This window comes from Brevundimonas sp. FV1ye29L (assembly GCF_058681095.1).
Genome location: NZ_CM178730.1, coordinates 755,273 through 779,050 on the forward strand (window position 1 = coordinate 755,273; position 23,778 = coordinate 779,050).

The 23,778-nt window shown below is 68.5% G+C and carries 27 protein-coding genes; 17 read left to right on the forward strand and 10 right to left on the reverse strand.

What is annotated here, in order from left to right:
* Positions 1 to 2: 2 nt before the first annotated feature.
* The 9 genes from ACW17W_RS03755 to ACW17W_RS03795 form a co-directional block, all read right to left on the reverse strand.
* Entirely contained in the window at positions 3 to 3,374 is a 3,372-nt protein-coding gene (locus ACW17W_RS03755) for an amidohydrolase family protein (RefSeq protein WP_492079410.1), read from the reverse strand.
* Between the two features lie 132 nt (positions 3,375 to 3,506).
* Entirely contained in the window at positions 3,507 to 4,523 is a 1,017-nt protein-coding gene (locus tag ACW17W_RS03760; RefSeq protein ID WP_492079411.1) for a DUF2891 domain-containing protein, read from the reverse strand.
* A 3-nt stretch (positions 4,524 to 4,526) separates the two neighbouring features.
* Entirely contained in the window at positions 4,527 to 5,495 is a 969-nt protein-coding gene (locus ACW17W_RS03765; RefSeq protein WP_492079412.1) for a DUF979 domain-containing protein, read from the reverse strand.
* A complete protein-coding gene (locus ACW17W_RS03770; RefSeq protein WP_492079413.1) occupies positions 5,492 to 6,202 on the reverse strand; it encodes a DUF969 domain-containing protein in 711 nt (236 codons plus the stop codon). The genes ACW17W_RS03765 and ACW17W_RS03770 overlap by 4 nt, the downstream gene beginning before the upstream one ends.
* 75 nt (positions 6,203 to 6,277) lie before the next feature.
* Positions 6,278 to 7,186, reverse strand: a complete 909-nt coding sequence (locus tag ACW17W_RS03775; protein ID WP_492079414.1) for a cobalamin biosynthesis protein CbiG — start codon at positions 7,184 to 7,186, stop codon at positions 6,278 to 6,280.
* A 221-nt stretch (positions 7,187 to 7,407) separates the two neighbouring features.
* Positions 7,408 to 7,932, reverse strand: coding sequence for a hypothetical protein (locus ACW17W_RS03780; protein ID WP_492079415.1), 525 nt, complete (start codon positions 7,930 to 7,932; stop codon positions 7,408 to 7,410).
* A 42-nt stretch (positions 7,933 to 7,974) separates the two neighbouring features.
* The gene (gene xth / locus ACW17W_RS03785) at positions 7,975 to 8,781 is read right to left on the reverse strand and encodes an exodeoxyribonuclease III (RefSeq protein ID WP_492079416.1); all 807 of its coding nucleotides are present in this window, start codon (positions 8,779 to 8,781) and stop codon (positions 7,975 to 7,977) included.
* Positions 8,782 to 8,892: 111 nt separating this feature from the next.
* Positions 8,893 to 9,840 carry a hypothetical protein gene (locus tag ACW17W_RS03790; protein WP_492079417.1) on the reverse strand — a complete coding sequence of 316 codons (948 nt, stop codon included), beginning with the start codon at positions 9,838 to 9,840 and terminating at the stop codon, positions 8,893 to 8,895.
* Between the two features lie 147 nt (positions 9,841 to 9,987).
* Positions 9,988 to 10,992: a hypothetical protein gene (locus tag ACW17W_RS03795; RefSeq protein WP_492079418.1), complete on the reverse strand. Its 1,005-nt coding sequence runs from the start codon at positions 10,990 to 10,992 to the stop codon at positions 9,988 to 9,990.
* 199 nt (positions 10,993 to 11,191) lie between these two features.
* Here ACW17W_RS03795 and ACW17W_RS03800 point away from each other — a divergent pair, with 199 nt between their 5' ends.
* The 6 genes from ACW17W_RS03800 to ACW17W_RS03825 are packed head-to-tail and all read left to right on the forward strand — an operon-like array spanning position 11,192 to position 16,126.
* Complete coding sequence (locus ACW17W_RS03800; RefSeq protein ID WP_492079419.1) at positions 11,192 to 12,316, forward strand: MBL fold metallo-hydrolase; 1,125 nt, start codon at positions 11,192 to 11,194, stop codon at positions 12,314 to 12,316.
* Complete coding sequence (locus ACW17W_RS03805; RefSeq protein WP_492079420.1) at positions 12,313 to 13,089, forward strand: enoyl-CoA hydratase; 777 nt, start codon at positions 12,313 to 12,315, stop codon at positions 13,087 to 13,089. Before ACW17W_RS03800 ends, ACW17W_RS03805 begins: the two co-directional genes overlap by 4 nt.
* 60 nt (positions 13,090 to 13,149) lie before the next feature.
* Positions 13,150 to 13,650, forward strand: coding sequence for a GNAT family N-acetyltransferase (locus ACW17W_RS03810; RefSeq protein WP_492079421.1), 501 nt, complete (start codon positions 13,150 to 13,152; stop codon positions 13,648 to 13,650).
* A gap of 45 nt (positions 13,651 to 13,695) precedes the next feature.
* Positions 13,696 to 14,262, forward strand: coding sequence for a DUF1285 domain-containing protein (locus tag ACW17W_RS03815; RefSeq protein ID WP_492079422.1), 567 nt, complete (start codon positions 13,696 to 13,698; stop codon positions 14,260 to 14,262).
* Complete coding sequence (locus ACW17W_RS03820) at positions 14,259 to 14,900, forward strand: CoA pyrophosphatase (protein WP_492079423.1); 642 nt, start codon at positions 14,259 to 14,261, stop codon at positions 14,898 to 14,900. The genes ACW17W_RS03815 and ACW17W_RS03820 overlap by 4 nt, the downstream gene beginning before the upstream one ends.
* On the forward strand, positions 14,897 to 16,126 hold the full coding sequence (locus tag ACW17W_RS03825; protein ID WP_492079424.1) for a CCA tRNA nucleotidyltransferase: 1,230 nt from the start codon (positions 14,897 to 14,899) through the stop codon (positions 16,124 to 16,126). The genes ACW17W_RS03820 and ACW17W_RS03825 overlap by 4 nt, the downstream gene beginning before the upstream one ends.
* Here the strand turns inward: ACW17W_RS03825 and ACW17W_RS03830 are convergent.
* Positions 16,101 to 17,060 (reverse strand): endonuclease/exonuclease/phosphatase family protein, encoded by a 960-nt coding sequence (locus ACW17W_RS03830; protein WP_492079425.1) that lies wholly within the window; start codon positions 17,058 to 17,060, stop codon positions 16,101 to 16,103. The two genes, ACW17W_RS03825 and ACW17W_RS03830, sit on opposite strands and share 26 nt — an antisense overlap.
* Before the next feature lie 69 nt (positions 17,061 to 17,129).
* Here ACW17W_RS03830 and ACW17W_RS03835 point away from each other — a divergent pair, with 69 nt between their 5' ends.
* The 11 genes from ACW17W_RS03835 (at position 17,130) to ACW17W_RS03885 (ending at position 23,641) form a co-directional block, all read left to right on the forward strand.
* Entirely contained in the window at positions 17,130 to 17,603 is a 474-nt protein-coding gene (locus ACW17W_RS03835; RefSeq protein ID WP_492079426.1) for a DUF4112 domain-containing protein, read from the forward strand.
* Between the two features lie 122 nt (positions 17,604 to 17,725).
* A complete protein-coding gene (locus ACW17W_RS03840) occupies positions 17,726 to 19,207 on the forward strand; it encodes a DUF2793 domain-containing protein (protein ID WP_492079427.1) in 1,482 nt (493 codons plus the stop codon).
* 3 nt (positions 19,208 to 19,210) lie between these two features.
* Complete coding sequence (locus ACW17W_RS03845; protein ID WP_492079428.1) at positions 19,211 to 19,375, forward strand: hypothetical protein; 165 nt, start codon at positions 19,211 to 19,213, stop codon at positions 19,373 to 19,375.
* A complete protein-coding gene (locus ACW17W_RS03850; protein ID WP_492079429.1) occupies positions 19,372 to 19,665 on the forward strand; it encodes a hypothetical protein in 294 nt (97 codons plus the stop codon). Before ACW17W_RS03845 ends, ACW17W_RS03850 begins: the two co-directional genes overlap by 4 nt.
* Complete coding sequence (locus ACW17W_RS03855) at positions 19,662 to 20,045, forward strand: M15 family metallopeptidase (protein ID WP_492079430.1); 384 nt, start codon at positions 19,662 to 19,664, stop codon at positions 20,043 to 20,045. The genes ACW17W_RS03850 and ACW17W_RS03855 overlap by 4 nt, the downstream gene beginning before the upstream one ends.
* Positions 20,042 to 20,470 (forward strand): hypothetical protein, encoded by a 429-nt coding sequence (locus ACW17W_RS03860; RefSeq protein WP_492079431.1) that lies wholly within the window; start codon positions 20,042 to 20,044, stop codon positions 20,468 to 20,470. Before ACW17W_RS03855 ends, ACW17W_RS03860 begins: the two co-directional genes overlap by 4 nt.
* 7 nt (positions 20,471 to 20,477) lie before the next feature.
* The gene (locus ACW17W_RS03865; RefSeq protein WP_492079432.1) at positions 20,478 to 20,705 is read left to right on the forward strand and encodes a hypothetical protein; all 228 of its coding nucleotides are present in this window, start codon (positions 20,478 to 20,480) and stop codon (positions 20,703 to 20,705) included.
* Between the two features lie 220 nt (positions 20,706 to 20,925).
* A complete protein-coding gene (locus ACW17W_RS03870; protein WP_492079433.1) occupies positions 20,926 to 21,633 on the forward strand; it encodes a flagellin in 708 nt (235 codons plus the stop codon).
* 119 nt (positions 21,634 to 21,752) lie between these two features.
* The gene (locus ACW17W_RS03875) at positions 21,753 to 22,448 is read left to right on the forward strand and encodes a flagellin (protein ID WP_492079434.1); all 696 of its coding nucleotides are present in this window, start codon (positions 21,753 to 21,755) and stop codon (positions 22,446 to 22,448) included.
* 122 nt (positions 22,449 to 22,570) lie between these two features.
* Positions 22,571 to 23,275 carry a flagellin gene (locus ACW17W_RS03880; RefSeq protein ID WP_492079435.1) on the forward strand — a complete coding sequence of 235 codons (705 nt, stop codon included), beginning with the start codon at positions 22,571 to 22,573 and terminating at the stop codon, positions 23,273 to 23,275.
* An 87-nt stretch (positions 23,276 to 23,362) separates the two neighbouring features.
* Positions 23,363 to 23,641, forward strand: a complete 279-nt coding sequence (locus ACW17W_RS03885) for a flagellar protein FlaG (protein ID WP_492079436.1) — start codon at positions 23,363 to 23,365, stop codon at positions 23,639 to 23,641.
* The last annotated feature ends 137 nt before the right edge of the window (positions 23,642 to 23,778 follow it).

Sequence of the window (23,778 nt, forward strand, 5' to 3'; positions counted from 1 at the left end):
ACTCAGTCCGGGCCGTGGCCGTGGCTGTCGCTCTCGCTGAAGGCGGCGCCGGCGGGCTGGCCCTCGCCGTCCGATGACTGGTGCCAGAACGGCTTGCGGGGCAGGTCGCGGCGGCCGACCTCGTTCATCCCGCTGTCGTAGATCCGGCCGTTGATCATGGTGTGGCTGATCGCGGTGGTGTCGCGGATATTCTCCAGCGGATTGCGGTCCAGCACCACCAGATCTGCCAGTTTGCCGGGCTCCAGGGAGCCCAGATCCCGGTCCAGGCCCAGCGATCGGGCCGGGTTGATGGTGCCCGTGCGCAGGGCCTGCATCGGGGTCATGCCGCCCTGGGCAAAGGCCCAGATGTCCCAGTGGGAGCCCAGGCCCTCGCGCTGGCCGTGGGCGCCGATATTGGTCAGCACCCCGATGTCGTTCAGGCGACGGGCCTCGCGGGCGATGGAGATGTGGTTCAGCTCCTCCGGCTCGACATGGACCGGACGCCGGGCCCGGGCGTCGAGGATGCGGCGGGGGACATATTGGCGCAGGATCGGCTGGTCCCAGACCTTGCTCTCCTGATACCAGTAGTTTTCGCCCCAGTTGCCGCCATAGGCCACGACCAGGGTCGGGGTGTAGGCCACCTCGGTCTGGCGCCACAGCTGATGCACGTCTGCGTACAGGTTGGCCAGGGGGATCGAGTGTTCGATCGTGGTGTGGCCGTCGACGATCATCGACATATTGTGCTGATAGAGGGAGCCGCCCTCGGGCACGACCATGATCTCCAGCTCGCGCGCGGCCTCGATGATCTGCTGGCGCTGGTCGCGGCGGGGCTGGTTGTAGCTCTTCACCGAAATGGCCCCGACGGCCTTCATGCGGCGCAGGTTGGACAGGGCGTCGTCCAGACTGTCGACCTGGGCGGTGAAGGGGGTGGCGGCGCCGTACAGGATGGTGCCGGTCGAATAGATGCGCGGCGCGACGACCCGTCCGGCCCGGGCCAGTTCGGCATGGGCGAAGATCTCCGAGGTGTCGTTGGACGGATCGTGGATCGTCGTCACCCCGAAGGCCAGGGAGGCGTAGTTGACCCAGCTCTGTTGCGGGATGATCTCGTCCGAGCCCATCGAACCGTGCCAGTGGGCGTCGATCAGGCCGGGAATGATGGTCTTGCCGGTCATGTCCATCACCGTTGCGCCGGTCGGCACGGGGGTGGAGGCGGCCGGGCCGATGGCCTCGATACGGTTGTCATTGATGACGATGACGCCGTTTTCCACCACCTCATCGCCCTTCATCGTGACGATGCGGGCGCCGGTCAGGACGAGGCGGCCGGTCGGCCGGGCCGTTTCGGCGGAGAAGCCGATGGTGACGCCGGTCTCGGGCGGCTTGGGCAGTTCGGCGGGGGCGCCTTCAACGAATTTGAAGGACTGGTCGAGGCTGCGGCTGAAGAATTGCGGGCCGAGCGACCAGGTCAGACGGCGGCTGTCGCCGGACCAGTTCAGCCATTCGCCGGCGTCGCGGGTGACGCGGCTCTGCGGGATGGCGTCGCCCTTGGCCGAGACGGTGACCGGCCGGCCGGTAGACACGAAGGGCGCGACATAGGCGTTGAACCGCTCGGTCCAGGCGACCCATTTCTCGTCGGGGCTGATGGCGAATTCGGCGACGTTCTCGCCCTGCAGATGGGTGCGGGGCTCATGGCCGTTCAGGTCGATGGACTTCAGGGCGCGATTGGCGCCCTCGCGGCCGGTGAAGAAGATGCGGTCGTTGGCGGCGCCGAAGCGGGGCGCGCTGCCGGCCCCGGTGATCAGGGTTGGCTCGCCTCCCGCCGTCGGCACACGATAGATCCCCGTCTCGCGACCCCACAGACCCGTGGTCAGGAAGCCGTCCGAGGTGGCGCGATAGACGACCGTGCGGCCGTCAGGGCTGAAGGTCGGCTCGACATAGTGGCCGGGATTGCGGGTGACGACCCGGCCCTCGCCGCCCGATGCGGGCACGACGCGGACCGTGCCCAGGGCCTCGTCCGACCATGTGGTGTAGACGATGGAGCGGCCGTCGCGGGACCATGACGGATAGAGCTCGAAATGGTCGGACTGGCGGGTCAGACGGCGCGGGGCGCCGGGTTCGCCGTCACCGTTCAGGTCGCGGATCCAGAGGTTGCCCAGGGCCTCGAACACGACACGCGACCCGTCGGGCGAGGCCTGGGCCCAGCGGATCATTTTCACATCGAACCGCTCGGGCGAGACCTCGACCGGGAAGCGGACGGCGGGCTCGATGCGGCGGGTGTCGGCGATGTGGAAGGGAATGTCGGCGACGGCTTTCGAGGCCACATCGACCCGGCGGATCTGGCCGCCGGCCCAGAAGACGATGGCTGAATTGTCCGGCGTCCAGCTGATGGCGGGGTAGACGCCGTGGATCGCCCAGGTTTCCTGAAGATCGCGGTCCAGCCCGTCATAGACCGGCGTCTCCCGCCCCGAGGCGATGTCCATGACATAGAGGACGGACTTGTAACGGACGCGGCGGATGAAGGCGATCGACTTGCCGTCCGGCGAGGGGGTGGGGCGGATCGAACCGCCGGGACCGGACAGGAAGGTCTCGGTCTCGCCCGTCTGGCGATCCAGTCTCTGGATGACATAGATCTGGGTGTTGGGGTCCTTGGAATACTCAAAGGTCCCGCCGGGCGTGGCGTCGTCGCTGAAGTAGAGATAGCGGCCGTCGGGCGAGAAGGCCGGCTCGCCCGTGTCCTTCTGCTGGGTGCGCCGCTCGGTCAGCTGTACGCCCGAGCCGCCGGAGCGGTGCCACAGCCACATCTCGCCGGCGCCGAGAGAGCGGGACGAGGTGAAGTGTTTGCGGCCGACGATGAACTCGCCGTCCGGCGACCAGTCGGGCTGGGTGACGAGGCGGAAGGTCTCCTTCGACACCTGGGTCGGATTGGAACCGTCGCGGTCCATGACCCAGATGTTGTCTCCGCCGCCCCGGTCGGAGGTGAAGGCGATCTTCGTGCCGTCCGGCGACCATTTGGGCTGCATCTCCCAGGCCACGCCCGAGGCGATGTTGCGCGCCTCTCCGCCGCCGATCGGCATGACATAGATGTCGCCGAGCATGTCGAAGACGATCTCGCGTCCGTCGGGGCTGACGTCCAGCGACATCCAGGTGCCCTCGGTGACGTCGAGGTTGATGGTCTGGTTGGGCCCGGGCGGGTTCTGGACATCCCATTTGGGCTTTTCGGGCGCAGCGGCGGGCGCCGGCGGGGTCGTGGCGGGGCCGGCCTGGGTCACCGGCTCGGGGGCGGGTTGCTCAGGCGTGGGGGCGGGCGGCGTCGGCTGGGGTTGGGGCGGCGGCGTCTGGGCGAAAGCCGCGCCTCCGACGGCCAGAGCTGCGACAGTGGTCAGCCAGAAACGCTTCATCGCCCGATCCCCAAATTCTGTATGCGGGAGGTCTAGCCCGGCGTTTCCGGTCCGTCACCCTCGGGTTTGCCCCACTGGTCGGATTGTCCGGGTCCTGCACACAGATCGCGCCTGCAGGGCGCGGGCGGCGGTTCAGGCGGCCGGGGCCAGCAGGGCCAGAAGGGCGAAGCTGGCCAGCCAGTGTTCGCCCATATAGTCGCCGGTGACCTGTGGCAGGGCGGCGTCCAGATGAACATCGGCCGCCCGGAAGGCGGGGGCGCGGGCGGGATGACTCCGGTCGAGGCCCGAGGCGATCTCGCGCCAGCACCAGGCCCGGCTGAGGTTCAGCCCGTCCAGATGGGCGATCTTGCCGTCGGTGCGATCGCTGACCGAGGCCGGGATGAACAGGGTCGCCGGATGGCCCTCGGACATGCGGGGCAGGAAGGCGTCGAACCAGACGGTGAAGTCGGCTCCGTCCAGCAAACGGCGCATCAGGGCGGCCTCGGTGAGAGCGGAGGAGAGGAACTCATCCTGCGACGGCTCCCAGGCAGGGCAGTCATGATCGTCGCCATGCCAGGCCAGGGCGCGGTCGCGGCACAGGGCGGCGAGGTGGGCGTCATCGGCGGCCTGGGCGTAGTCGAGCGCCAGCCTGAGGGCGAAGGCCGTGTTGAAATGGGTTCCGACCCGGACAGGATAGGTCGCCAGCGGCAGCCATGCCTTGAACCGGTCGGCGAAGGCGTCGGCGAGCGGCTGTAGCGTCCGTGACCAGCGGCGGCCATGGTCGGTGTCGTGTCGGGACAGTTCCGCCGCCAGCATCAGCAGCCAGGCCCAGCCGTAGGGCCGTTCGAAGCCCCGGCTGGAGGGGCGGGCCAGATAGTCGGTCTCGGCCGCGACATGGGCGGGGGTAAACAGGTCGTCGGCCAGGGCGATGATGCGCCCGGCCTCGGGGCTGGCGGGATGGAGGCGCAGCAGGGTGAACAGGGTCCACCAGCCGTGGACGCAGGAATGCCAGTCGAAACTGCCGAAGAAGATCGGGTGGGCCGTGCGCGGAGCGATGACGTCCTGTGGCCCGGTCAGGACGTGATCCATCTTGTAGGGCCATTCGCGGGTGACGTGGCCAAGGGCCGTGCGGACGTAGAGCGAGGCGGTGTCGGCGGTGAGGGCGTGCATGGCTCAGAACCGGAAGGCGAGGAAGTACATCAGGGCCATATTGCCGACGAGGATCAGCAGGGCGGTCGGGGCCTGGGCGCGGATCACGCCGTTGAAGGCGGCGTTGCGGTCGGGCAGGTCCAGCAGGTTGGCGGGTACGACGTTGAAGTTGGCCGCCATCGGCGTCAGCAGGGTGCCGCAGAAGCCGGACAGCATGCCGATGGCGCAGACGATGGCCGGATTGCCCCCGAACTGGTGGATCACGAACGGCAGGCCGATGGCGGCGGTGATCACCGGGAAGGCGGCGAAGGCGTTCCCCATGATGATGGTGAACAGGGCCATGCCGAGACAGTAAACCACCACCGCAATCAGGGGGCCGGTCATGGGCACCACGTCCGAGACCAGACCGCCAATGACAGCGCCGACGCCCGCCAGGGCGAAGACGGCGCCCAGGGCCGCCAGCATCTGGGGCAGGATGGCGGCCCAGCCGACGGAGTCCATCAGGCGACGGCCTTCCTGAAGCGGGGCCGTCAGGGGCGGGCGGAACATGATCATACCGGTGATCAGGGCCAGGATCACGCCAAGCCCGAGGGCGATCAGGGTCGGGTCCTTTGCATCGAACAGCGGCGTGCCCCCGATGTCGATCCTGGCGAGAACGAGCGTACCGAGCAGGGCGGTGACCGGGATGATCAGGGCCGGAATGAACAGTTTCGATCCGAACCGGGCGGCGAAGGCGGCGCGTTCCCCGGGCGTGGTGGTGGCCGGTCGTCCCTGACCCAGGCCGCCGAAACCGGCCAGCAGGACGAGGCCGATCAGCAGAATGCCGTTGCCGAGATCCCCCAGCCACTGGCCGGCGAGAAAGCTGAGCGCCATCAAACCCCAGAAGGCCGCGTTCCGGAGCCGTTTCGGGTTCTCCCGGTCGGTCAGGCTGAAGACGGAAAAGGCGATGAAGGTCAGGCCCGCCAGACCATAGACCCAGGTCAGGGTGATCATCGGCCGGCCTCCGGATCGGCGGCGGGCGGGGCGAGGTTCGCCGCCTCGGTCTCGCGCGCGATCCGGCGGTCGAGCCGCAGCAGCCGCGTCCCGTGGATGGCGAAGGCGAGAAGGGCGGTCGGGATGGCCCAGACCGACAGGTCCAGAGGCTGGACGAAGATGCCGTTCTGTTCGAGGAACCCCTTGATCAGCAGGATCGAGGCGATGGCGATGAAAATGTCCTCGCCGAAGAACAGGCCGATGTTGTCGGCCCCGGCCGCATGGGCGCGGATCAGGAAGCGGGTCTTGTCCGGCAGGGCGCCATGCCGTGTCTCGGCGGCCGCCTCGGCCATCGGGGCGACAAGCGGCCGGACCATCTGGGGGTGGCCGCCGAGCTTGGTCTGACCGAGGGCCGAGGTGATCTGGCGCGCCAGAAGATAGGCGGCCAGAAGCCGGCCCGTGGTGACGGTGCGCAGTTTCGAGATCAGCCGCCGCGCCTGTTCCTGGAGCCCGTATCGCTCCAGCAGCCCGATGACCGGCAGAACCAGCCAGACGATGGAGATATAGCGGTTGTCGTTGAAGGCCTTGCCGAAAGCGGCGACCGTGCCGGGCAGGCTGAGACCGCCGGCGAGGCCGGTCACAAGGGCCGCCGTCAGGATGACCGGAAGCGGATTCAGCCGCAGCAGGAAACCCGCCACCAGAACCGCAATCCCCAGAAGCACAAGCATGAACGACTCTCCCCCTCGGGAGGACGCTATCGTCTGTGGCGGTGTGCGGAAAGCGGCAGTCGGCCGCCCGGGAAATCAGACCCCCAGGATCCAGCCTTCCTCGTCCGTGACGCGGGCGATCAGGGCCTCATCGGTCCCTTTGGACGGACCAAAGGCGGCGCCCAGTTCGCCCCGGTCGTCCAGACTGGCGAAATGTTCGGCCGTCAGGCGGACCCTCGCCTGATCCTTGAACTCGCCGGGCGCGGGTTTGGCGGCGTAGAGGGCGGGCCAGACCTCGGCGACGAGCACGGAGAGCGGCTCGACATCGGCGGCGTCCAGCGCGCGCCAGCCGGTGTTGAACGGCCAGACGGCGGCCGACGGGCCGAGGGCTTCCAGCAACCGCCGCGCGACCGGAATCCCGACCAGGGTCTGGCCGCCGACAGCGCCGGCGCCATGCATTTGCCAGACGCTTCTGGGCGCATGCCTGCCCGCGACCGGCGCCTGCTCGGTGGCGCGCAGTTCAGGGATGTCGGCGCCGGACCCAACGGGAGGCTTGGTCGTGGTCAGCCAGCGCTGGGCCTGACTGGCGGGAGCGCCCCAGAACGGCCAGGCCTGGTCGGTCATCAGCCGGTTCATCTTGGCCGCCACCTGATAGCGGTTGTTGGTGTTGTCGGGCTTGTCCTTGAGGTTGTCGTCGATGAATTTCCACGTCGCCGACCATGCGGGCCCAGCCTTCAGGCCCAGCCGCGCGGCCGTGCCGGCGGGATAGCCAAGGGTGAAATCGAAGCCGAGCAGGACGCGATCGCCGCGCTTCCTGTGATCCGCCAGCAGGCTGTTCAGCAGGGCCTCGCCCTCGGCGCGGGTCGCGACATTATGGGTCTCGGTATAGAGGCGAAAACGCACGTCGCGTTTGGCCACGCCGATCCACAGCGAACCCTCGCCCAGTTTCTTGCCCTCGGCGGCGGTCCAGTCGGCGATCACATAGGCGTCGAAAAGGCGGGCCAAGACGGCCTCCTTCAATAAGGCGAAAACTACAGGGATGGCGGCTTCTACTCTCTGGCGGGCAGGCGCGCCAGTATGCTTGGGCTGCGGTCGTCGGCCCTCCGGGACATCCCGACCCGACGCGGCCTGGCGGCTTTGCCGCCCACGAAAGAGGACGTGAGGGATATTGCGCTCAGGCAGTGAGCGACGCTTCGGTAGCGTCACATGGCGGGTCAGCGCCAGACCTAACGCATCAAGGCTTCAATGTGCGACAGCCAGCGGCGGCCGAGGCGCAGGGCTTCGGCGGGTGAGGCGGTGTGGGACGGCGCCTGCGACAGGGTGCGGGCGTTCCACAGCGCCAGTTCGAACTCGGGCCAGCGGGCGTCGAGGAACATCAGGCGAAGGGTCACCTCGGTCGCTTCCGGGGCCATGATATCCAGCGCCTTCCTCGGTTCGCCGCGTCGGACGCGGGCGACGACGTGACCGTCGACGATCATTTCGGCGCCCTCGATCTCATCGAAGGCGAAGACCAGACCGTTGGCGCCCCGGTCCCACAACACGGCAAGCTGGCCGCCTGTGAAGTCGAGACCGGCGGCGCGCCCCTCGGCCGGGGCGAAGGCCTCGGTCTCGGCGATCCGGCCCAGGCTTTTCAGCATGGCGCGGCGCAGCCGGCGTTCGGGCTCCATCCACCAGCTGAGCGTCAGGGCGCCGGTCGTCAGGGCGGCGGCGGCCAGCCCGATCAGCAGGATGACGCGAAAGGCCTCCCCCATCAGCGGGCCCCCATCATCTGGCGGTCCGTCTGTCGCGCGCCGTCATGCGGTCAGATCCAGCTCGATCACGACCGGCACATGATCCGACGGCTTGTCCATGTCCCGGGCCTCGCGGTGGGTTTCCACGCCCCGGAAGCGGTCGGCGGCCTGGGGCGACAACAGGTGGAAGTCGATGCGGATGCCGTTGTTTTTCGGCCAGGCGCCGGCCTGATAGTCCCAGAAGGTATAGGTCCCCGGGGCCTGGCCGGCCAGTTCGCCGGCCTCGGAGAGGCCGAGGTATTTCAGCGCGCGAAATGCCGCGCGGCTCTCGGGCTGGTACAGGGCGTCGCCGAGCCAGTTTTCGGGATGGCGGGCGTCCTCCGGCTCGGGAATGACGTTGTAGTCGCCGCACAGGACGAAGGGCTCCTCGAACCTCAGGAGGTCCCGGGCGTGGGCGTTCAGACGTTCGAACCAGGCCAGTTTGTACGGAAACTTCTCCGTCCCGACCGGATTGCCGTTGGGCAGGTAGAGACCGCCGACCCGGACCGGCACGGGCGCCTCGACGAGGGCCTCGATATAACGGGCCTGATCGTCGGCCTCGCCGTTCAGCCCCGATGTTTCGCCGCCGGGCAGACCGCGCCGGACGTCGGACAGCCGATGTTTCGAGAGGATGGCCACGCCGTTGTAGGTCTTCTGGCCATGGATCTCGACATTGTAGCCGAGGCTCTCGAACGCGTCCCGCGGGAACTTCTCGTCGATCGTCTTGATCTCCTGAAAGCAGACGACGTCAGGACTCGCCGCCTCCAGCCACTCCAGAACGGTGGGCAGGCGGGCATTGACGGAGTTCACATTCCAGGTGGCGATACGCATACCACGGACGCTAGACCATTTTGGCTTCAGGTCGAGCCGACCTGAAGCCAAAAATTGTCCCGAGGCTTGCCCTGACGAGGTCGCCGTGAGCGCCAGGGTGTCCGGACGGGATCAGGGCCGGGCGGCGAGCTTGCAACCGCCGCCGATCGTCGCGGCCTCGGCGCAGGAATAGACCTGCTGAACGGCGCGGGCCTGGTTGAGCCGCGCGACATAGCCCTCGCCTGCGCCGCATTTGGCCTCGTAGAACGCCCCGTTGGCGTTTTCACCCATGTAGCGGGCGTCGATGACATCGCAACCGGAGGCGGGGCTGGCGGCCAGCCATGCCTTGATGGTCGCGGCGCGTTCGTCCGCCGTGGTGAAATCGCAACTGGCGTTCTGGGCCATGACCTTGACGCAGTCGGTGGCCGTCCAGCGACCGCCCACACGCTCGACCCAATAGCCGCCGGCTCCGGCGCAACCGACTTCATAAACGGAGTTCCCGCCAGTCGATTCGCCGACCCAGGCGCCCTGGTCGATCGCGCAGTCGACGCCGGCCGCGCGGGCGTAGGAGGCGACGACGGCCTGGGCGTTCTGGTTGACGGGCAGGGTGCAGGTCACGCCCGGAGGTGCAGAGGGGTTCGCCGCGAGGGCCTTTGCGACGCGACCCGCAATGGCGACGCAGTCTGCGGCCTGCGGACGCGGAGACGTTGCGGCGATGATGTAACCGGGGCCTTCAAGGCAGCCGATTTCGTAGACGCTCAGGGCGTCGGGGTTCAGACCGCGCAATGTGGCGTGTTCCACCTTGCAGTCCAGGGCCAGGGTGTTGGCCATGCTCTGGGTGAGCATGATCGCCTGCTGGTCGGTCGCGATGGCGGCCACCACGCCGTTCTGCCGACGCAGTCGGCCGAGACGCGTCGCCTCCGTATGGGTGATCGTGGTGGAATACGGGTCGTCGGGCAGGCCCGGATTGCGTGGGCGCAGCGGATCGTCAGCCGTGGCGCCAGGCGTACCGCGCCCATCGCCTCCGTTCTGCGCAATCGCTTCGCCGGCTGAACCGAAGGCGCCGACCAAAATCGTCAACCCCAGGACTATCGTTATGAACCTTGCCTGCACGCCACCCTCCTGATCCAGAACTGACCCAGGACGGAACGCTAGATCAGGGAACAACGAAACGGCAAGGCATAACCGTGTCCGCAACGGCTCTCTCAAGGCGTTGCGGGATCACATTTAGCGGCGCGAACCCGGCGCGGGGGCAGAAGCAGGCTCGACAGGAGCGTTAGGGGCCGGGGCCTCCGTCAACTTGCAGCCACCGCCGATGCGTTGAGCCGTGGCGCAGGGATAGACCTGCTGGACGGCCTTTTCGGCATTGAAGCGGACGATAAGGCCGTCGGCGCCGGCGCATTTGGCTTCGAAGAAGGATCCATTGGCGTTGGCGCCCATGTAGCGGGCCTCGGTCACATCGCAGGCCGCGCCCTCGCTGTTGGCCAGCCAACCCTTGAGGGTCGCGGCCTGTTCAACGACGGTGGTGTAGCGGCAGGCGCCGTTCATGGACTTTATCTGGATACATGGCGTCGAGGTCCAGCCGGCGCCCTGGCGCTCGACCCAGTAACCATCCACGCCATCACAACCCACTTCATAGACGGTCTGGTTGTTGCGTACGCCGGTGGCCGATCCCTGATCGACCGTGCAGGGGACGCCCGCCGCCGCTGCATAGGCCGAGACGACCTTCAGAACATCCTGGTTGGCCGGAAGCGTGCATTGGAGACCGACATCGGCCGCCGGATCCCGCTGGCGGGCCAGGTCTGCCTGGCCGAAGAGGTCGACGCAGTCCGCCGCGGTGGCCGGCAGGGCGGGAGCGGGGGGATTGGCAACTTCGGCCGCAGCCGAGACCAGAAGGAAACCGGGTCCGGTTGCGCAGGCCGCTTCATAGATGGCCTGCCCCCGGTCGCTGTTTCCCCGCATGATGGCTTCGGTAACCTGGCAGCCGGGCTGCAGGGTCGACGCCAGTTCTACGGCCCTGGCCTTGATCTCTGCGGGCGTGGGCGCGCGGGGTGCACGCTGCTGGCGGCGGTTTTCACGCTGGGCGCGCTCGTTGCGTTCATTGACCTGGCCGCTTACGCCATTCTGTGTCTGGGCGGGGTCCCGGGCTCCGCCTCCATTGACTTGAGCCAGGGCCGGCGAGGCGACAATGAGCGCCAGTCCGGCAGCGAGGGTGAGCAGGCGTTTCAGCACAGAGGATCTCCCGGTCGATTGACCTGATTGAGCCCCGCCAATCCGGCAATGACGTGGCAGGGTCAAGGCCCGTTATGATCCCCGTCGACCTCGCCGCAGAATTTGGCGCGGGGATCGCGACTGGACGATCGGCCGAAGATCGGCCTATCTGGGATCGTTGCGATTGGAGACCGACTTGGCGGACGGCGGTTTGAAGACAATGCGAACGAACGACGGAGCGGTTGAGCCCGCCGGCGGACGCGGTCTGACCTACCCCCTCGGAGACGCGCCTGCACCGGGTGAGGCGATCGAGGCGGCTCCGGGAGTGCTCTGGCTGCGACTGCCGTTGCCGATCGCGGCCCTGAACCACCTCAACCTCTATGCCCTCAGGGATGGAGACGGGTGGACGATCGTCGACACGGGATTGAACACCGGCGAGTCGCGCGACGGCTGGGAGGCGGCGCTGGCGGGCCCTCTGGAGGGACGGCCGGTCCGGCGGGTGATCTGCACCCATATGCATCCCGATCATCTGGGTCTGGCCGGCTGGCTGTGCGAACGCTTCCAGGCGCCGCTGCTGATGTCGCGGCTGGAGTATGTGACGGGGCGGATGCTGTTGGCCGATACCGGTCGATCCGCGCCGAAAGAAGGTCTGGACTTCTTCCGCGGCTGCGGCTGGAACGAGGCGCAGATCGAAACCTACCAGCGCGAGTTCGGGCGGTTCGGCAAGGCGGTGTGGGCCCTTCCGCAGTCCTATATCCGACTCGGCGAAGGCGATGTCCTCAGTATCGGCGGCGACGACTGGCGGGTAGTCGTGGGCAGCGGACACAGTCCGGAGCACGTCTGTCTCTGGCGCGCGTCCGACGGCGTGTTTCTGGCGGGCGACCAGATCCTGCCGCGCATTTCGTCCAATGTCTCTGTCTGGCCGACAGAGCCGTTTCAGGACCCGCTCGACGACTGGATGCAGTCGCTGGACCGGCTGGAATCCCTGCTGCCCCCGGATACCCTGATCCTGCCCGCCCACGGCGAACCCTTCCGGGGCGTCACCGAGCGGCTGCAGGCCTTGAGACGGGGTCATGAGGCGTCGTTGAAGCGGCTGGAGCGCAGCCTGATGGAGCCGAAGCGGGCAGTGGACGTCTTCTCCTGTCTGTTTGCCCGGACCATCGGCGATGGCGTCCTCGGCATGGCGACCGGCGAGAGCGTGGCGCATCTGAACTATCTGGCCGGAAAGGGCCTGGCCCGGCGCGAGACCGACGCTGACGGCGTGGTCTGGTGGACGGCGACACGGGCCCACCCCCGCGAGGGTCTGGCCGACACCCCGATGATCGACCCGGAGGACGGACAATGAGCGACCTGATCAACAGCCATCTCGACGCCGGCGTACTGACCGTCACCCTGAATCGGGCGGACAAGAAGAACGCCATCACCCAGTCCATGTATTCGGCCATGGCGGCCGCAACCGAGCAGGCCCGGGCGGACGATGCGGTGAAGGTGCTGCTGTTTCGGGGGGAAGGCGACAGTTTCTCCGCAGGCAACGATATCGCTGACTTCATCGCCATCGGCCAGTCTGGCGGCGGCCAGATGATCGATGCGCCGGTGTTCCGCTTCCTGAAAGGCCTGGCCGATCTGGACAAGCCGGTGGTGGCGGCGGTGAAAGGGCGGGCCGTCGGGATCGGTCTGACCCTGTTGCTGCATTGCGATCTGGTGGTCGTGGCCGAGGACGCCCTGCTCTCGGCCCCGTTCGTGAACCTGGCCCTGGCTCCGGAGGCGGCGTCCTCGATCCTGTTGCCGATGGCGATCGGCCATCAGCGAGCGTTTGAGCTGTTCGCCCTGGGCGAGGCGGTCGACGGCCGTACGGCCCTGGCCTGGGGGCTGGCCAACCGTGCCGTTCCCGCCGCGGAGGTGGATGCGGTGGCCCTTGATCTGGCCGTCAGGCTGGCGACCCGGGCGCCCAATTCGCTGAAGAAGACCAAACGGCTGATGCGGGACGCCGAGGCCCTCTGGACCCACATGCAGCGGGAAGGCCAGGCGTTCGGCTCCCAGCTGTCCAGCCCCGAGGCCATGGAGGCCTTCATGGCCTTCAGCCAGAAGCGGGCGCCGGACTTTTCGAACATCGGCTAGGTCTGCGGACGACGCGGGGGTCTCGTAACCGTTGGGAAAAGCGGATAGGGGGCGCGCGTCATGACCGTCGCCTCTGTTCCTTCCCTGATGACACGCACCGCCGTCGCCCCGGAGCGCGGCGAGGACCGCGCCGCCGTGGACGCCCTGGTCATGGCCGCCTTCGGCCCCGGACGGTTCGCAAAGACGGCCGAGCGGCTGCGCGAAGACTCGACCCCGGCCGCCGGCTTTGTCGCCCACGACGACGGAGTCGTCATCGGCTCGGTGCGTCTCTGGCCGGTCAGGGTCGGCGAGACGGCGGCCCTGTTCCTGGGACCGATCGCCGTCGACGCGGGACGGCGCAGTGCAGGCCTGGGCGCCGATCTGGTGCTGGCCTGCATCGATCACGCGCGAACGGCGGGCGTGGGCGGGGTGCTGCTGGTCGGCGACCGGGCCTATTTTGAACGATTCGGCTTTCAGCCTGCGCTGGACGCCGTGTTGCCGGGCCCGGTGGATCGCCGGCGCGTGCTGTGGCTGGCGACCGGCGTCCGGACGGTCGAGGGGCCGGTCGGCCTCGCGGGCTGACGTCGGCAGGGTGACGAACGGCCCCGGCGCGCCTAAGTCTGGGACATGGCGGATCAAGCGACATCGACGAGCGGGCTGGACGCGGTCACCGCAGCGGTGAATCAGGCGCCGGGCCGTGGGCTGCCGCCCGTGCATCTGTGGCATCCGGAACATTGCGGCGAGATCGACATCGTCATCCGCGCCGACGGGACCTGGCTGCATGAGGGCTCACCCATCGGCCGCAAGGAACTGGTGCGGCTGTTCTCGACAGTGCTCAGGCTGGATCCGGACGGCTATCATCTGGTCACCCCGGTCGAGAAGCTGAAGATCGACGTGGAGGATCTGCCGTTCCGGGCGGTGTCGCTCGAGACCGATGGCGGGATGCTGCGATTTACAACGGACGTGGGGGACGTCGTCGAGGCGGGGCCGGACCATGCGATCATGGTCGAGACTGATCCGGCGAGCGGCGAACCCGCGCCGCGGCTGCATGTGCGGCGAGGGCTGGAGGCACGGATTGCGCGCCCCGTCTTCTATGAGCTGGTGGAAAAGGCGGTGGTGATCGAGGGCCGCCTCTGCGTGCGATCGGGCGAAGCGGTGTTTCCGTTGGGTCCCACCGGGCTTGGGGTCGAATGAACGGCGGGACGCTGAAGGCTAGGCTGCGCGAGCGGCTGACGCCGGTCGCTGACTGGCGGCCCGGTCAGGCTGCCGTGCGCTCGGATCTCGACCTGAATCCCGGTTTTGACCCTGGCCCGCGCGAACTGCGGCCGGCGGCGGTTCTGGCTCCCCTGATCGCGCGACCGGAAGGCGTGTCGGTTCTGCTGACACGGCGGGCCGACACCCTGACGAGCCACTCCGGCCAGATCGCCTTTCCGGGCGGGCGGCTGGATCCCGGAGAGACGGCGGTGCAGGCGGCCCTGCGCGAGGCGAATGAGGAGATCGCTCTTGAATCGGATCGTGTCGAGATTCTGGGTCTGGGCGACGCGTATGAGACCGGCACCGGATTTCTGGTCACGCCCGTCATCGGCTGGCTGGCTGAACCGCCGATGGTGACGCCCAGCGAGGCGGAGGTGGCCGACATCTTCGAGACCCCGTGGGCCTTTCTGATGGATGCGGCCAATCACCGGCGCGATTTTCTGGATATGGCGGATGGCGACCGGCGGTGGTTCTGGGCCATGCCTTGGGAGGACCGCTATATCTGGGGGGCGACAGCGGGGATCATCCGGGGCTTGCGGGTGCGTCTGTACGGCGAGATTGGCGAGGCGGCGGCGTGACCGCGGCGAACACGCGGACGCTGGCGGATGAACCGTGGTTGACCAGCCCGGCCACCCGGGCCGTGATCGCGGCGCTGGAGGCCGAGGGCGGCGAAGGATGCGTCCGGTTCGTCGGCGGCTGCGTGCGCAACGCCCTGCTGGGACAGCCGGTCGACGATCTGGACCTGGCCACGACGCTGGACCCGCAACGGTCGATGAAGGCGCTGAAGGCGGCGGGGCTGAAGGTCGTGCCGACGGGACTGGCGCACGGCACCGTCACAGCGGTCTCGGGCGGGAAACCCTATGAGATCACGACCCTGAGGCGGGACGTCGAAACCGACGGGCGGCGCGCGGTGGTTGCCTTCACCGACGACTGGGCCGAGGACGCGGCGCGGCGGGATTTCCGCTTGAACGCCCTGTATGCGAATGCGGACGGGACGATTTTCGACCCGACCGGCGAGGGGCTGGCCGATGTCGAGGCCGGCCGGGTCGTGTTTGTCGGCGAGGCGGAGACGCGCATCCGCGAGGACTACCTGCGGATCCTGCGGTTCTTCCGCTTTCACGCCTGGTATGGACGCGGCGACCCGGATGCCACGGGGCTGAAGGCCTCGGCCGGCCTGGCGGACGGGGTGCGCAGCCTGTCGGCGGAGCGGGTGTCGAAGGAACTGCTCAAGCTGCTGGCGGCGCCTGACCCGCGCGCGGCCGTTCGGGCCATGGTGGGGGCCCGGGTGATGGCCGAGGTGCTGCCGGAAGCGGAGCCGCTGGCCCTGTTTGAGGCGATGGCCCTGATCCGCGACGACGCCGCATTGCGCCTGTCCGCCCTGTTGCCCGCCGATGCGGAGGCGGTTCGGGCGGCCGCGCTGCGGTTGCGGCTGTCCAATGCGTTGCGGGACCGGCTGGTGGCGGCGGTGGGGAGGCTGCCCGCCCGGCTGGCAGACCGGGATTGTCGGGCGCTGTTGTACCGGATCGGGCGACAGGCCTTTGCCGACAGGGTCCGCCGGGCCCGGGCCGCCGGCGCCATGGATGCCGCCGATGCCGGGCGGGCCCTGGATCTGGCGGACCTCTGGGTGCGCCCGAAGATGCCGGTTGGCGGGCGTCAGGCCGCAGCGGCCGGTCTGGAGGCCGGACCGGAAACCGGCGCGGTGTTGCGGGCCTTTGAAGAGAGCTGGATCGCCGACGACTTTCCGTCGACGGGTCATGCGGGCCGGCTCGAGGCCGCGATCAGGCTCGTGTCCCCGCCCTCGTGAGCCGGACGATGACGGGTCGGTGATCCGAGCCGGTGGGCCGTCCCAGGCGTCGGTCCAGCAGCGCCAGCTTCGGGCTGTGGTAGATCTGGTCGATGGTGATGGCGAGCGGCGCGGGGACCCGCGCCGGCCAGGTGCCGGGCCAGCCGGGGGCCGGGGTCAGACCCATGTCCGTCCGGATCTGACGCCCGATCCGGGCGCTGGAGACGCTGTTGAAATCCCCGGCCATGATCAGGGGATAGGCGGTGTCACCGACGAGGGCGGTCAGGTCCATCACCTGACGGATCTGGGCCCACTGGAACTGGTACGGCCAGGGGCGGGTCAGGTGGACGCCCAGGATATCGATCGGGCCCAGAGACGTCTGGACCGTGGCGGCGACATGGGGCGCTTCGCTCCTGACCGGCGCGTGCGGCGTCAGGGGGCGACGGGAGGCGATGGTGATGCGGTCGCCGAGGCGTCCTGAAGGCCTGACCTCGATGGCGCGGTGCGGATAGTCCGCGAGCAGGTCCTCGATGCGGTCGGCGGCGGCGTCCGACATCTCGACCAGCACCACGATGTCGGCGTCGGCCTCCGCGATGGAGCTGGCGATCCCGACGATGTCTTCATTGCCCATATAGAGGTTGGCGAAATACAGGGTCACGACCGGTGCGCCGGGCTCCGGCTGTCCGCGCGCCGGCGCCCACTGGGGCAGGCCCGCGATCAGGGCGAGGCCAAGCACCACCCCGCTGGCCCCCGCAACCGGCCAGAGCCGCAGCGCAAGCGCGGCCAGGCCGATCAGAATGGCAGCGATCAGGGCCGGGGCGGTGAACTGTGCCAGGATGTCGACCCAGCGATGGCCGAATCCGCTGAGGGCCGCCAGGACGATGACGAGGGGACCTCCGAGCAGGACGGTGAGGCCGAGGGCGGTCAATCGCCGAAGACGACCGTAGACAGCCATGCGGACTTGTCTTTCTCACACGAGACGTGTGCAGATAGGGGGACGGGATGCCCCCCGCAGGAGCTGCGAATGGCCAGGCGGACGATCGCGGATATCGAGAAAATCTGGTCCAATGTCGAGGGGGTCAAGAAGCTCTCCGACCGGGCTGTCGGCCTCGGTCCGTTCGGCATCGGCCTGGATGGTTTGCTGGCTTTCGTGCCCGGGGTCGGCGCCCTCTATACTGTGGGGGCGGCCGGCTGGCTGCTGACCCAGGCGACACGAGCAAAGGCCACGCCGAAGACCCTGGCCCAGATGGCGCTCTGGCTGGGGATCGATACGGTCACGACCCTGACCGGGGAAACCTTCTTCATTCCTGCGGACCTGGTCGACGTGCTGTTTCCGGGGCACCTGCTGGCGGCGAAGGCGCTGCAAAAGGACATTGAGTCCACGCACTGGGTCGAGAGCTCGGAGGCCGAGGCGCGGGCGTCCGGCGAGCATGACCGCCATCTGGAGCGGGTAAAGGGCGACCGCCGGCTGCGGCGGGTTGTTTATCTGCACGACTGAACCCGGACGGTTGAAGGCGTCGGGGCGCTGATTTTTCGGGACATTCTCCGTCGCCGAGCCGCTATCCCCGCCTTAGGTGCTGCGTCCCGCAGACTGGTCTCCGCAATCGAACGGAGATCGACATGGACGCCACCGCCCGCCTCGGGCTGCCCTGTCTGGCCGCGGGCCAGATGCAGAAACACATCACCGTCAATGAGGCCCTGACCCGGCTGGACGTGCTGGTCCAGACCCGCATCGTCAGCCGCACGACCTCTGCCCAGCCCTCCGCGCCCGCCGACGGCGATCTCTACATCCTGCCCGCCGGCGCGATGGGCGCCCACTGGGCGGAGCAGACGGCCGGGGATCTGGTCCGGGCGGACACGGGCGGATGGACCCGGGAGGATCCGGCCGAGGGGATGATCGCGCTCATTGCCGACGAGTCCGTGGTCGTCGTCCGGCACGGCGGCGCATGGATCCGTCTCGGCGAGCGGCTGGGCGAGGTTCAGGCGCTGAACCGCTTCGGTCTGAACACCACGGCCGATGCCGGCAATCCGTTCGCGGCGAGGGTGACCAAGGCGTTGTGGACCGCGCCGGGCGGCGGGGAGGGCGGCGACCTGAGACTCGCCCTCAACAAGGAGGCGGCGGGAAACGTGCTGTCCCTGCTGTTCCAGCGCGGCTGGAGCGGACGGGCGGAACTGGGGCTGATCGGCGACGATGATCTGACGCTCAAGGTCAGCGCGGATGGCGGAAGCTGGCGCGAGGCGATGCGGATCAGTGCGGCGACCGGAGCGGCGACCTTCGCCGCCGGCGCGGGCCGGGCCGAGACGACCCTGCTGACCGCCGATGCCTCCTGGACGCCGCCCGAATGGGCGCGCCGGGTCGAGGCGCGGGTGATCGGAGGCGGCGGCGGCGGAGGGTCAGGCGCAGCCGGCGCCGGCGGCTCGGCCCGATATGGCGGCGGAGGAGCCGGCGCCGGGGGCGTGACGCAGACGGCGTGGGTCATCGCGGATCTCGGGGGCGATCTGGAGGTGACCGTCGGCGCGGGCGGGGCCGGTGCGGCCGGCGTCCTGTCCGGCGCAGGTCTCGCCGGGACCGACGGCCAGCCCAGTGTCGTCCGGCGGGGCGGGGTGCAGATCCTGTGGGCCGGCGGCGGCCGGGGAGGCGACGGCGGGACGGGAACGCAGGGCGCGGGCGGCGAGGGCGGCATCGGTTCCGGCCCGGCCAATCGCGGCGGCTACAGCGCGGTAACGACGGACGCCGGACCGGGCGCTGCCCTGGACCGCCCCGAAGCGGCAGGCGGAGGCGGCGGCGGCGGCGGGCTTGACTCCGCCGGCACGGCGCAGAACGGCGGAGCAGGCGGCGCCGGGGCCAGCCTTGGCGCTCAGGCGGCGGGAGGAGCCGGGGGGGCCGGGTCGGCCGGGACGGCCGGGAGCCCTCCGGCCCATGTCCTGTCGGCGGGCGGCGGCGGAGGAGGCGGCGGCGGCGGAGCCTCGCCTTCAGTCGGGCATCCCGGCGGCGCAGGCCACGTCGGCGCAGGCGGCGGTGGCGGCGGTGCGGGCGTCACAGGCTCGGGAGCCGGCGGCGACGGTGGTCCCGGCCTGGTCATACTGACGGCGATCGGCTGAACCATGACCCCGGAAGCCTTCGATCTCCATTCGCCGGAACTGCTTGATCCTGAGGTCTGGGACATGCCGCGCCGCCTCAGCCGCGAGACGGCCCGCGACCAGACGGGCGCCCCGCGCGACCGCAATCCGCATTTTCACCAGGACGACCTTGAGGAGGACGATCGATGACCCAGCCGCAACCCAGGCCCGTGCCGGACGCGGAAGCGGCGCCGCCGCTTGTCGAGGGGCGCTGGCTGTGGCGTCGCCTTTATGTCTTCGGGGCCACCTTCGGACTTTGGCTGCTGCTGGCGGCGGCCGTGCGTTCGGCCCCTCCCGAAGCGCTCGTACCGCTGGCGCGGGGCCTGATGGCGCTGCAGGCCCTGATTCTGGTGCTCTATCTCGTGGCCCCGACCGCCCAGCAGCTGGTTGAGCTTCTGGCCAGTCTGCGGCTGCGTCTGAACACGGGAGGGCGGTCATGAGCTTCCGCCTGTCGAGACGGTCGCTCGAGCGGCTCTCGGGCGTGCATCCGGCGCTGGTCGCTGTGGTCAGGGCGGCGATCCTGCACTCGCCGGTGGACTTCATGGTCACCGAGGGGCTGCGGTCGCCTGAACGGCAGTCCGCCCTGGTCCGGGCCGGGGCCAGTCGAACGCTGCGGTCCAGGCATCTGACCGGCCACGCCGTCGATGTCGCCGCCCTCGTCGAGGGGCAGATCCGCTGGGACTGGCCCCTGTATCCGCGTATCGCCGCCGCGTTCAAGACCGCCGCACGCGACCAGGGGGTGGCCCTCGTCTGGGGTGGAGACTGGCGCACGCTTCGGGACGGTCCGCATTTCGAGCTGGATCGTGCGGTGTGGCCATGAGGTGGGCGCGAGCCGCCCTCGCCTCCCTGACGCCCGTCGGGCGACTTGTCCTGATCCTGGTCGCCGTGGCGGGGGTTGGGCTGGTCGCGGTGCGGTCGGGGTTCCGCTGGGATCCGTTCGGGCTGTCCGCTCGCAGACTGGACCGGGCCGAGGCGAGGGCCGCCGTCGCCGAGTCCAATGCCGCCGCGCGGGAACTGGAGGTTCTCGGCGCACAGGATCAGGCGCGTCGTCTCGATGCGCGTGAGCGGACGGTCAGCGCCGCCCGGGCCGTCACCGCTGCCGTCATTCAACAATCAGGAACCGCCGATGATGCGTCCGTCCCTCTGGATCCGGCTCGCGCCGCTCGCCTGCACGCCCATGATCGCGAATTGTGCCGGATCGCCCCCGATCTCGTCGGTTGCGCCGCCCCGTCTGACCCTGGCTGAGGTCGCGATGCAGCCCTGCGCCCTCGCGGTGTTGCCGCCGGGACCGTCGCGCGGCGATCTCGATGCCGCCTATGCGACGCGCGGAGCCCAGATCGTGAGTTGCGACGCTGCGCGACGTCTGGCGGTCGAGACCTTGCTGGCCGAGCGGGCCTTGCAGGATCGCTGGCGGAAGGCGGCGGAGCCCCCTCCGGCGGGCTGGAGACGCCTGTTGGCGAGGCCGGCCCGGCAAGATTGACCGGGCGCCCGGCAAATTTCGCCGGGTCTGAAAGGATTCGGCAAGAAATGCCGGGCCCGGAGGCCCCTGTGTTCAGAAATAAAACCTTATAAAACAATGATCTGAAAATCAGGTTGGATTTCGTGCCCTGGCCTGGGTCTTGCGAGGGGCCCTGCGAGCAAAATGCTCCCGGCAGCCAAAATGGCGTCGGCATCACGAAGTGAACAAAGGAGCAGCCAAAATGGCTAGCATCAACACGAATTACGGCGCCGCTGTCGCTGCGCAGGCCCTTGCCGCCACCAGCCTGCAGCTGGACAAGACCCAGAACCGTGTCACGACCGGCCTCAAGGTTGCGTCGGCCAAGGACAACGGGGCCATCTGGGCCATCGCCACCACCCAAAAAGCCAATGCCATGGCGTTGGATTCAACGCTGAACAGCTTGCGCCGTCAGCAGTCGATCGCCGATGTCGGACTGGCCGCCGGCGACACCATCATCGCCGCCCTGACCGAGATGAAGGCCATCGCCGCCGCGATCGAGGCCGGTGGCTCAACCTCTGCCTATCAGTCCGACTATACCGCCCTGTCCAACGAGATCACCGCGGCCGTGGCCGCCGCGAGCTTTGACGGTACGGCGGCCCTGACGGCCCCTGGCGCGACCCTGAACGCCGCCGCCGCCGCGACCGCCGCCAACGTCCAGACTGTGCTCGACGCCTGGTCCGGCACGCTTCAGGGCGTCGGCACCACGGCCAAGTCCCTGGAACGCCAGGTCACCTTCAACACCAAGCTTCAGGACGCTCTTGAGGCCGGGGTCGGCAATCTGGTCGACGCCGACCTGGCCAAGGAAAGCGCCAAACTGACCGCCCTGCAAACCAAGCAACAGCTCGGCGTGCAGGCGCTGTCCATCGCGAACCAGTCGAGCGGCATCCTGCTCTCGCTGTTCCGTGGATAAGAATTCCGGACGATCCGGCGGGACCATAGCGCGTCTCGCCGGACCGGCCGGTCCACCTGAGCAAAACGCTCCCGGCAGCCAAAATGGCGTCGGCCATACTAAATGAAGGAGCAGCCAAAATGGCTAGCATCAACACGAACTACGGCGCTGCTGTCGCCGCTCAAAGCCTCGCGGCCACCAGCCGCAGCCTTGAGATGACCCAAAACCGTGTCACCACGGGCATGAAGGTCTCCAGCGCCAAGGACAACGGCGCCATCTGGGCCATCGCCACGACCCAGAAAGCCAATGCCAAGGCTCTCGACTCCACGATCAACACCCTGCAGCGCACCCAGTCGATCAACGACGTGGGCCTCGCCGCCGGCGACTCGATCATGGCCGCCCTGACGGAAATGAAGACCCTGGCGGCGGCCATTGAGGCCGGCGGCACCGTCACCGCCTATCAGGCCGATTTCACCGCCCTGGCGGCCGAAATCACCGCCTCTGCCGCGGCGGCGACCTTTGACGGCACGGCGGCCTTCGCTTCCGTTCCGGCCAACCCCGCAGCGCAGACGGCGGCCGCTGTCCAGACGTCCATCGACGCCTGGTCTACGACTCTCCAGACCATCGGCACCTCCTCCAAGTCGGTGGAGCGCCAGATTTCGTTCAACACCAAGCTTCAGGACGCTCTTGAAGCCGGTGCGGGCAATCTGGTCGACGCCGACCTGGCCAAGGAAAGCGCCAAACTGACCGCCCTGCAGACCAAGCAACAGCTCGGTGTCCAGGCGCTGTCCATCGCGAACCAGTCGAGCGGCATCCTGCTCTCGCTGTTCCGCTAAACCTTTCAGGCTTGATGGCGGGACCCCCGGGTCCCGCCTGATGGTCTGGAATCCCCGAGCAAAACGCTCCCGACGCCAAAACGGCGTCGGCCCTCACGAAGTGAACAAAAGGAGCAGCCAAAATGGCTAGCATCAACACGAACTACGGCGCTGCTGTCGCCGCTCAAAGCCTCGCGGCCACCAGCCGCAGCCTTGAGATGACCCAAAACCGTGTCACCACGGGCATGAAGGTCTCCAGCGCCAAGGACAACGGCGCCATCTGGGCCATCGCCACGACCCAGAAAGCCAATGCCAAGGCTCTCGACTCCACGATCAACACCCTGCAGCGCACCCAGTCGATCAACGACGTGGGCCTCGCCGCCGGCGACTCGATCATGGCCGCCCTGACGGAAATGAAGGCGCTGGAAGGCGCCATCCTGGCCGGCGGGTCGGGCACGGCCTCCTATCAGGCCGACTATGACGCGCTCCGGACCGAAATCGGCACCATCGTGACTGCGGCGACCTTCGACGGTACTGCAGCCCTGACGGCGCCGGGAGCCGGCACTCCGGCGGCCGTGGCCGTCTCGGGTGGCGTTCAGACCGCGATCGACGCCTGGTCCGGGACACTCCAGACCCTGGGCACTTCCTCCAAGTCTGTGGAACGCCAGATTTCGTTCAACACCAAGCTTCAGGACGCTCTTGAAGCCGGTGCGGGCAATCTGGTCGACGCCGACCTGGCCAAGGAAAGCGCCAAACTGACTGCCCTGCAGACCAAGCAACAGCTCGGCGTGCAGGCGCTGTCCATCGCGAACCAGTCGAGCGGCATCCTGCTCTCGCTGTTCCGCTAAGACCGCAAGACGTAAGGGCGGGGCCGCAAGGCTCCGCCCGACCGTCCGGTCATCAAACCGGGAGGCGCCATAGCGGCGCATGGAGATATGCCCAAGGAAGCCAATGCAATCACCGCCGTCCCTCCGCCCGCGCCCGCGTTCAACGTCAGCGCCGGCCCCAGGCACCATGAACCTCGCCAGCAGCCCGATCCCGCTCCGGATCTGCGTCTGGTGATCGAACAGGGGCCCAAACGGGGCAGCTTTGTCTACAAGACCGTCGACCGCCTGACGGGCGAGACCATCCGGCAGTTCCCCCGCGAGGAACTGGTCAAGCTGGTCGCGGATCCCGCCTACGTCGCGGGGACCGTGGCGAACACGACCGCCTGACACCAGGCCAGGGGCTGCGCGGGAGCGCCAGACCCTTTTTGCACCGCGCCGGATCCATCCGGACGCGGCGATCATGGTTATCGGGCGTTAACCATACGGATACGACTCACCCCATAGATTCCGTATCGAATCGACGA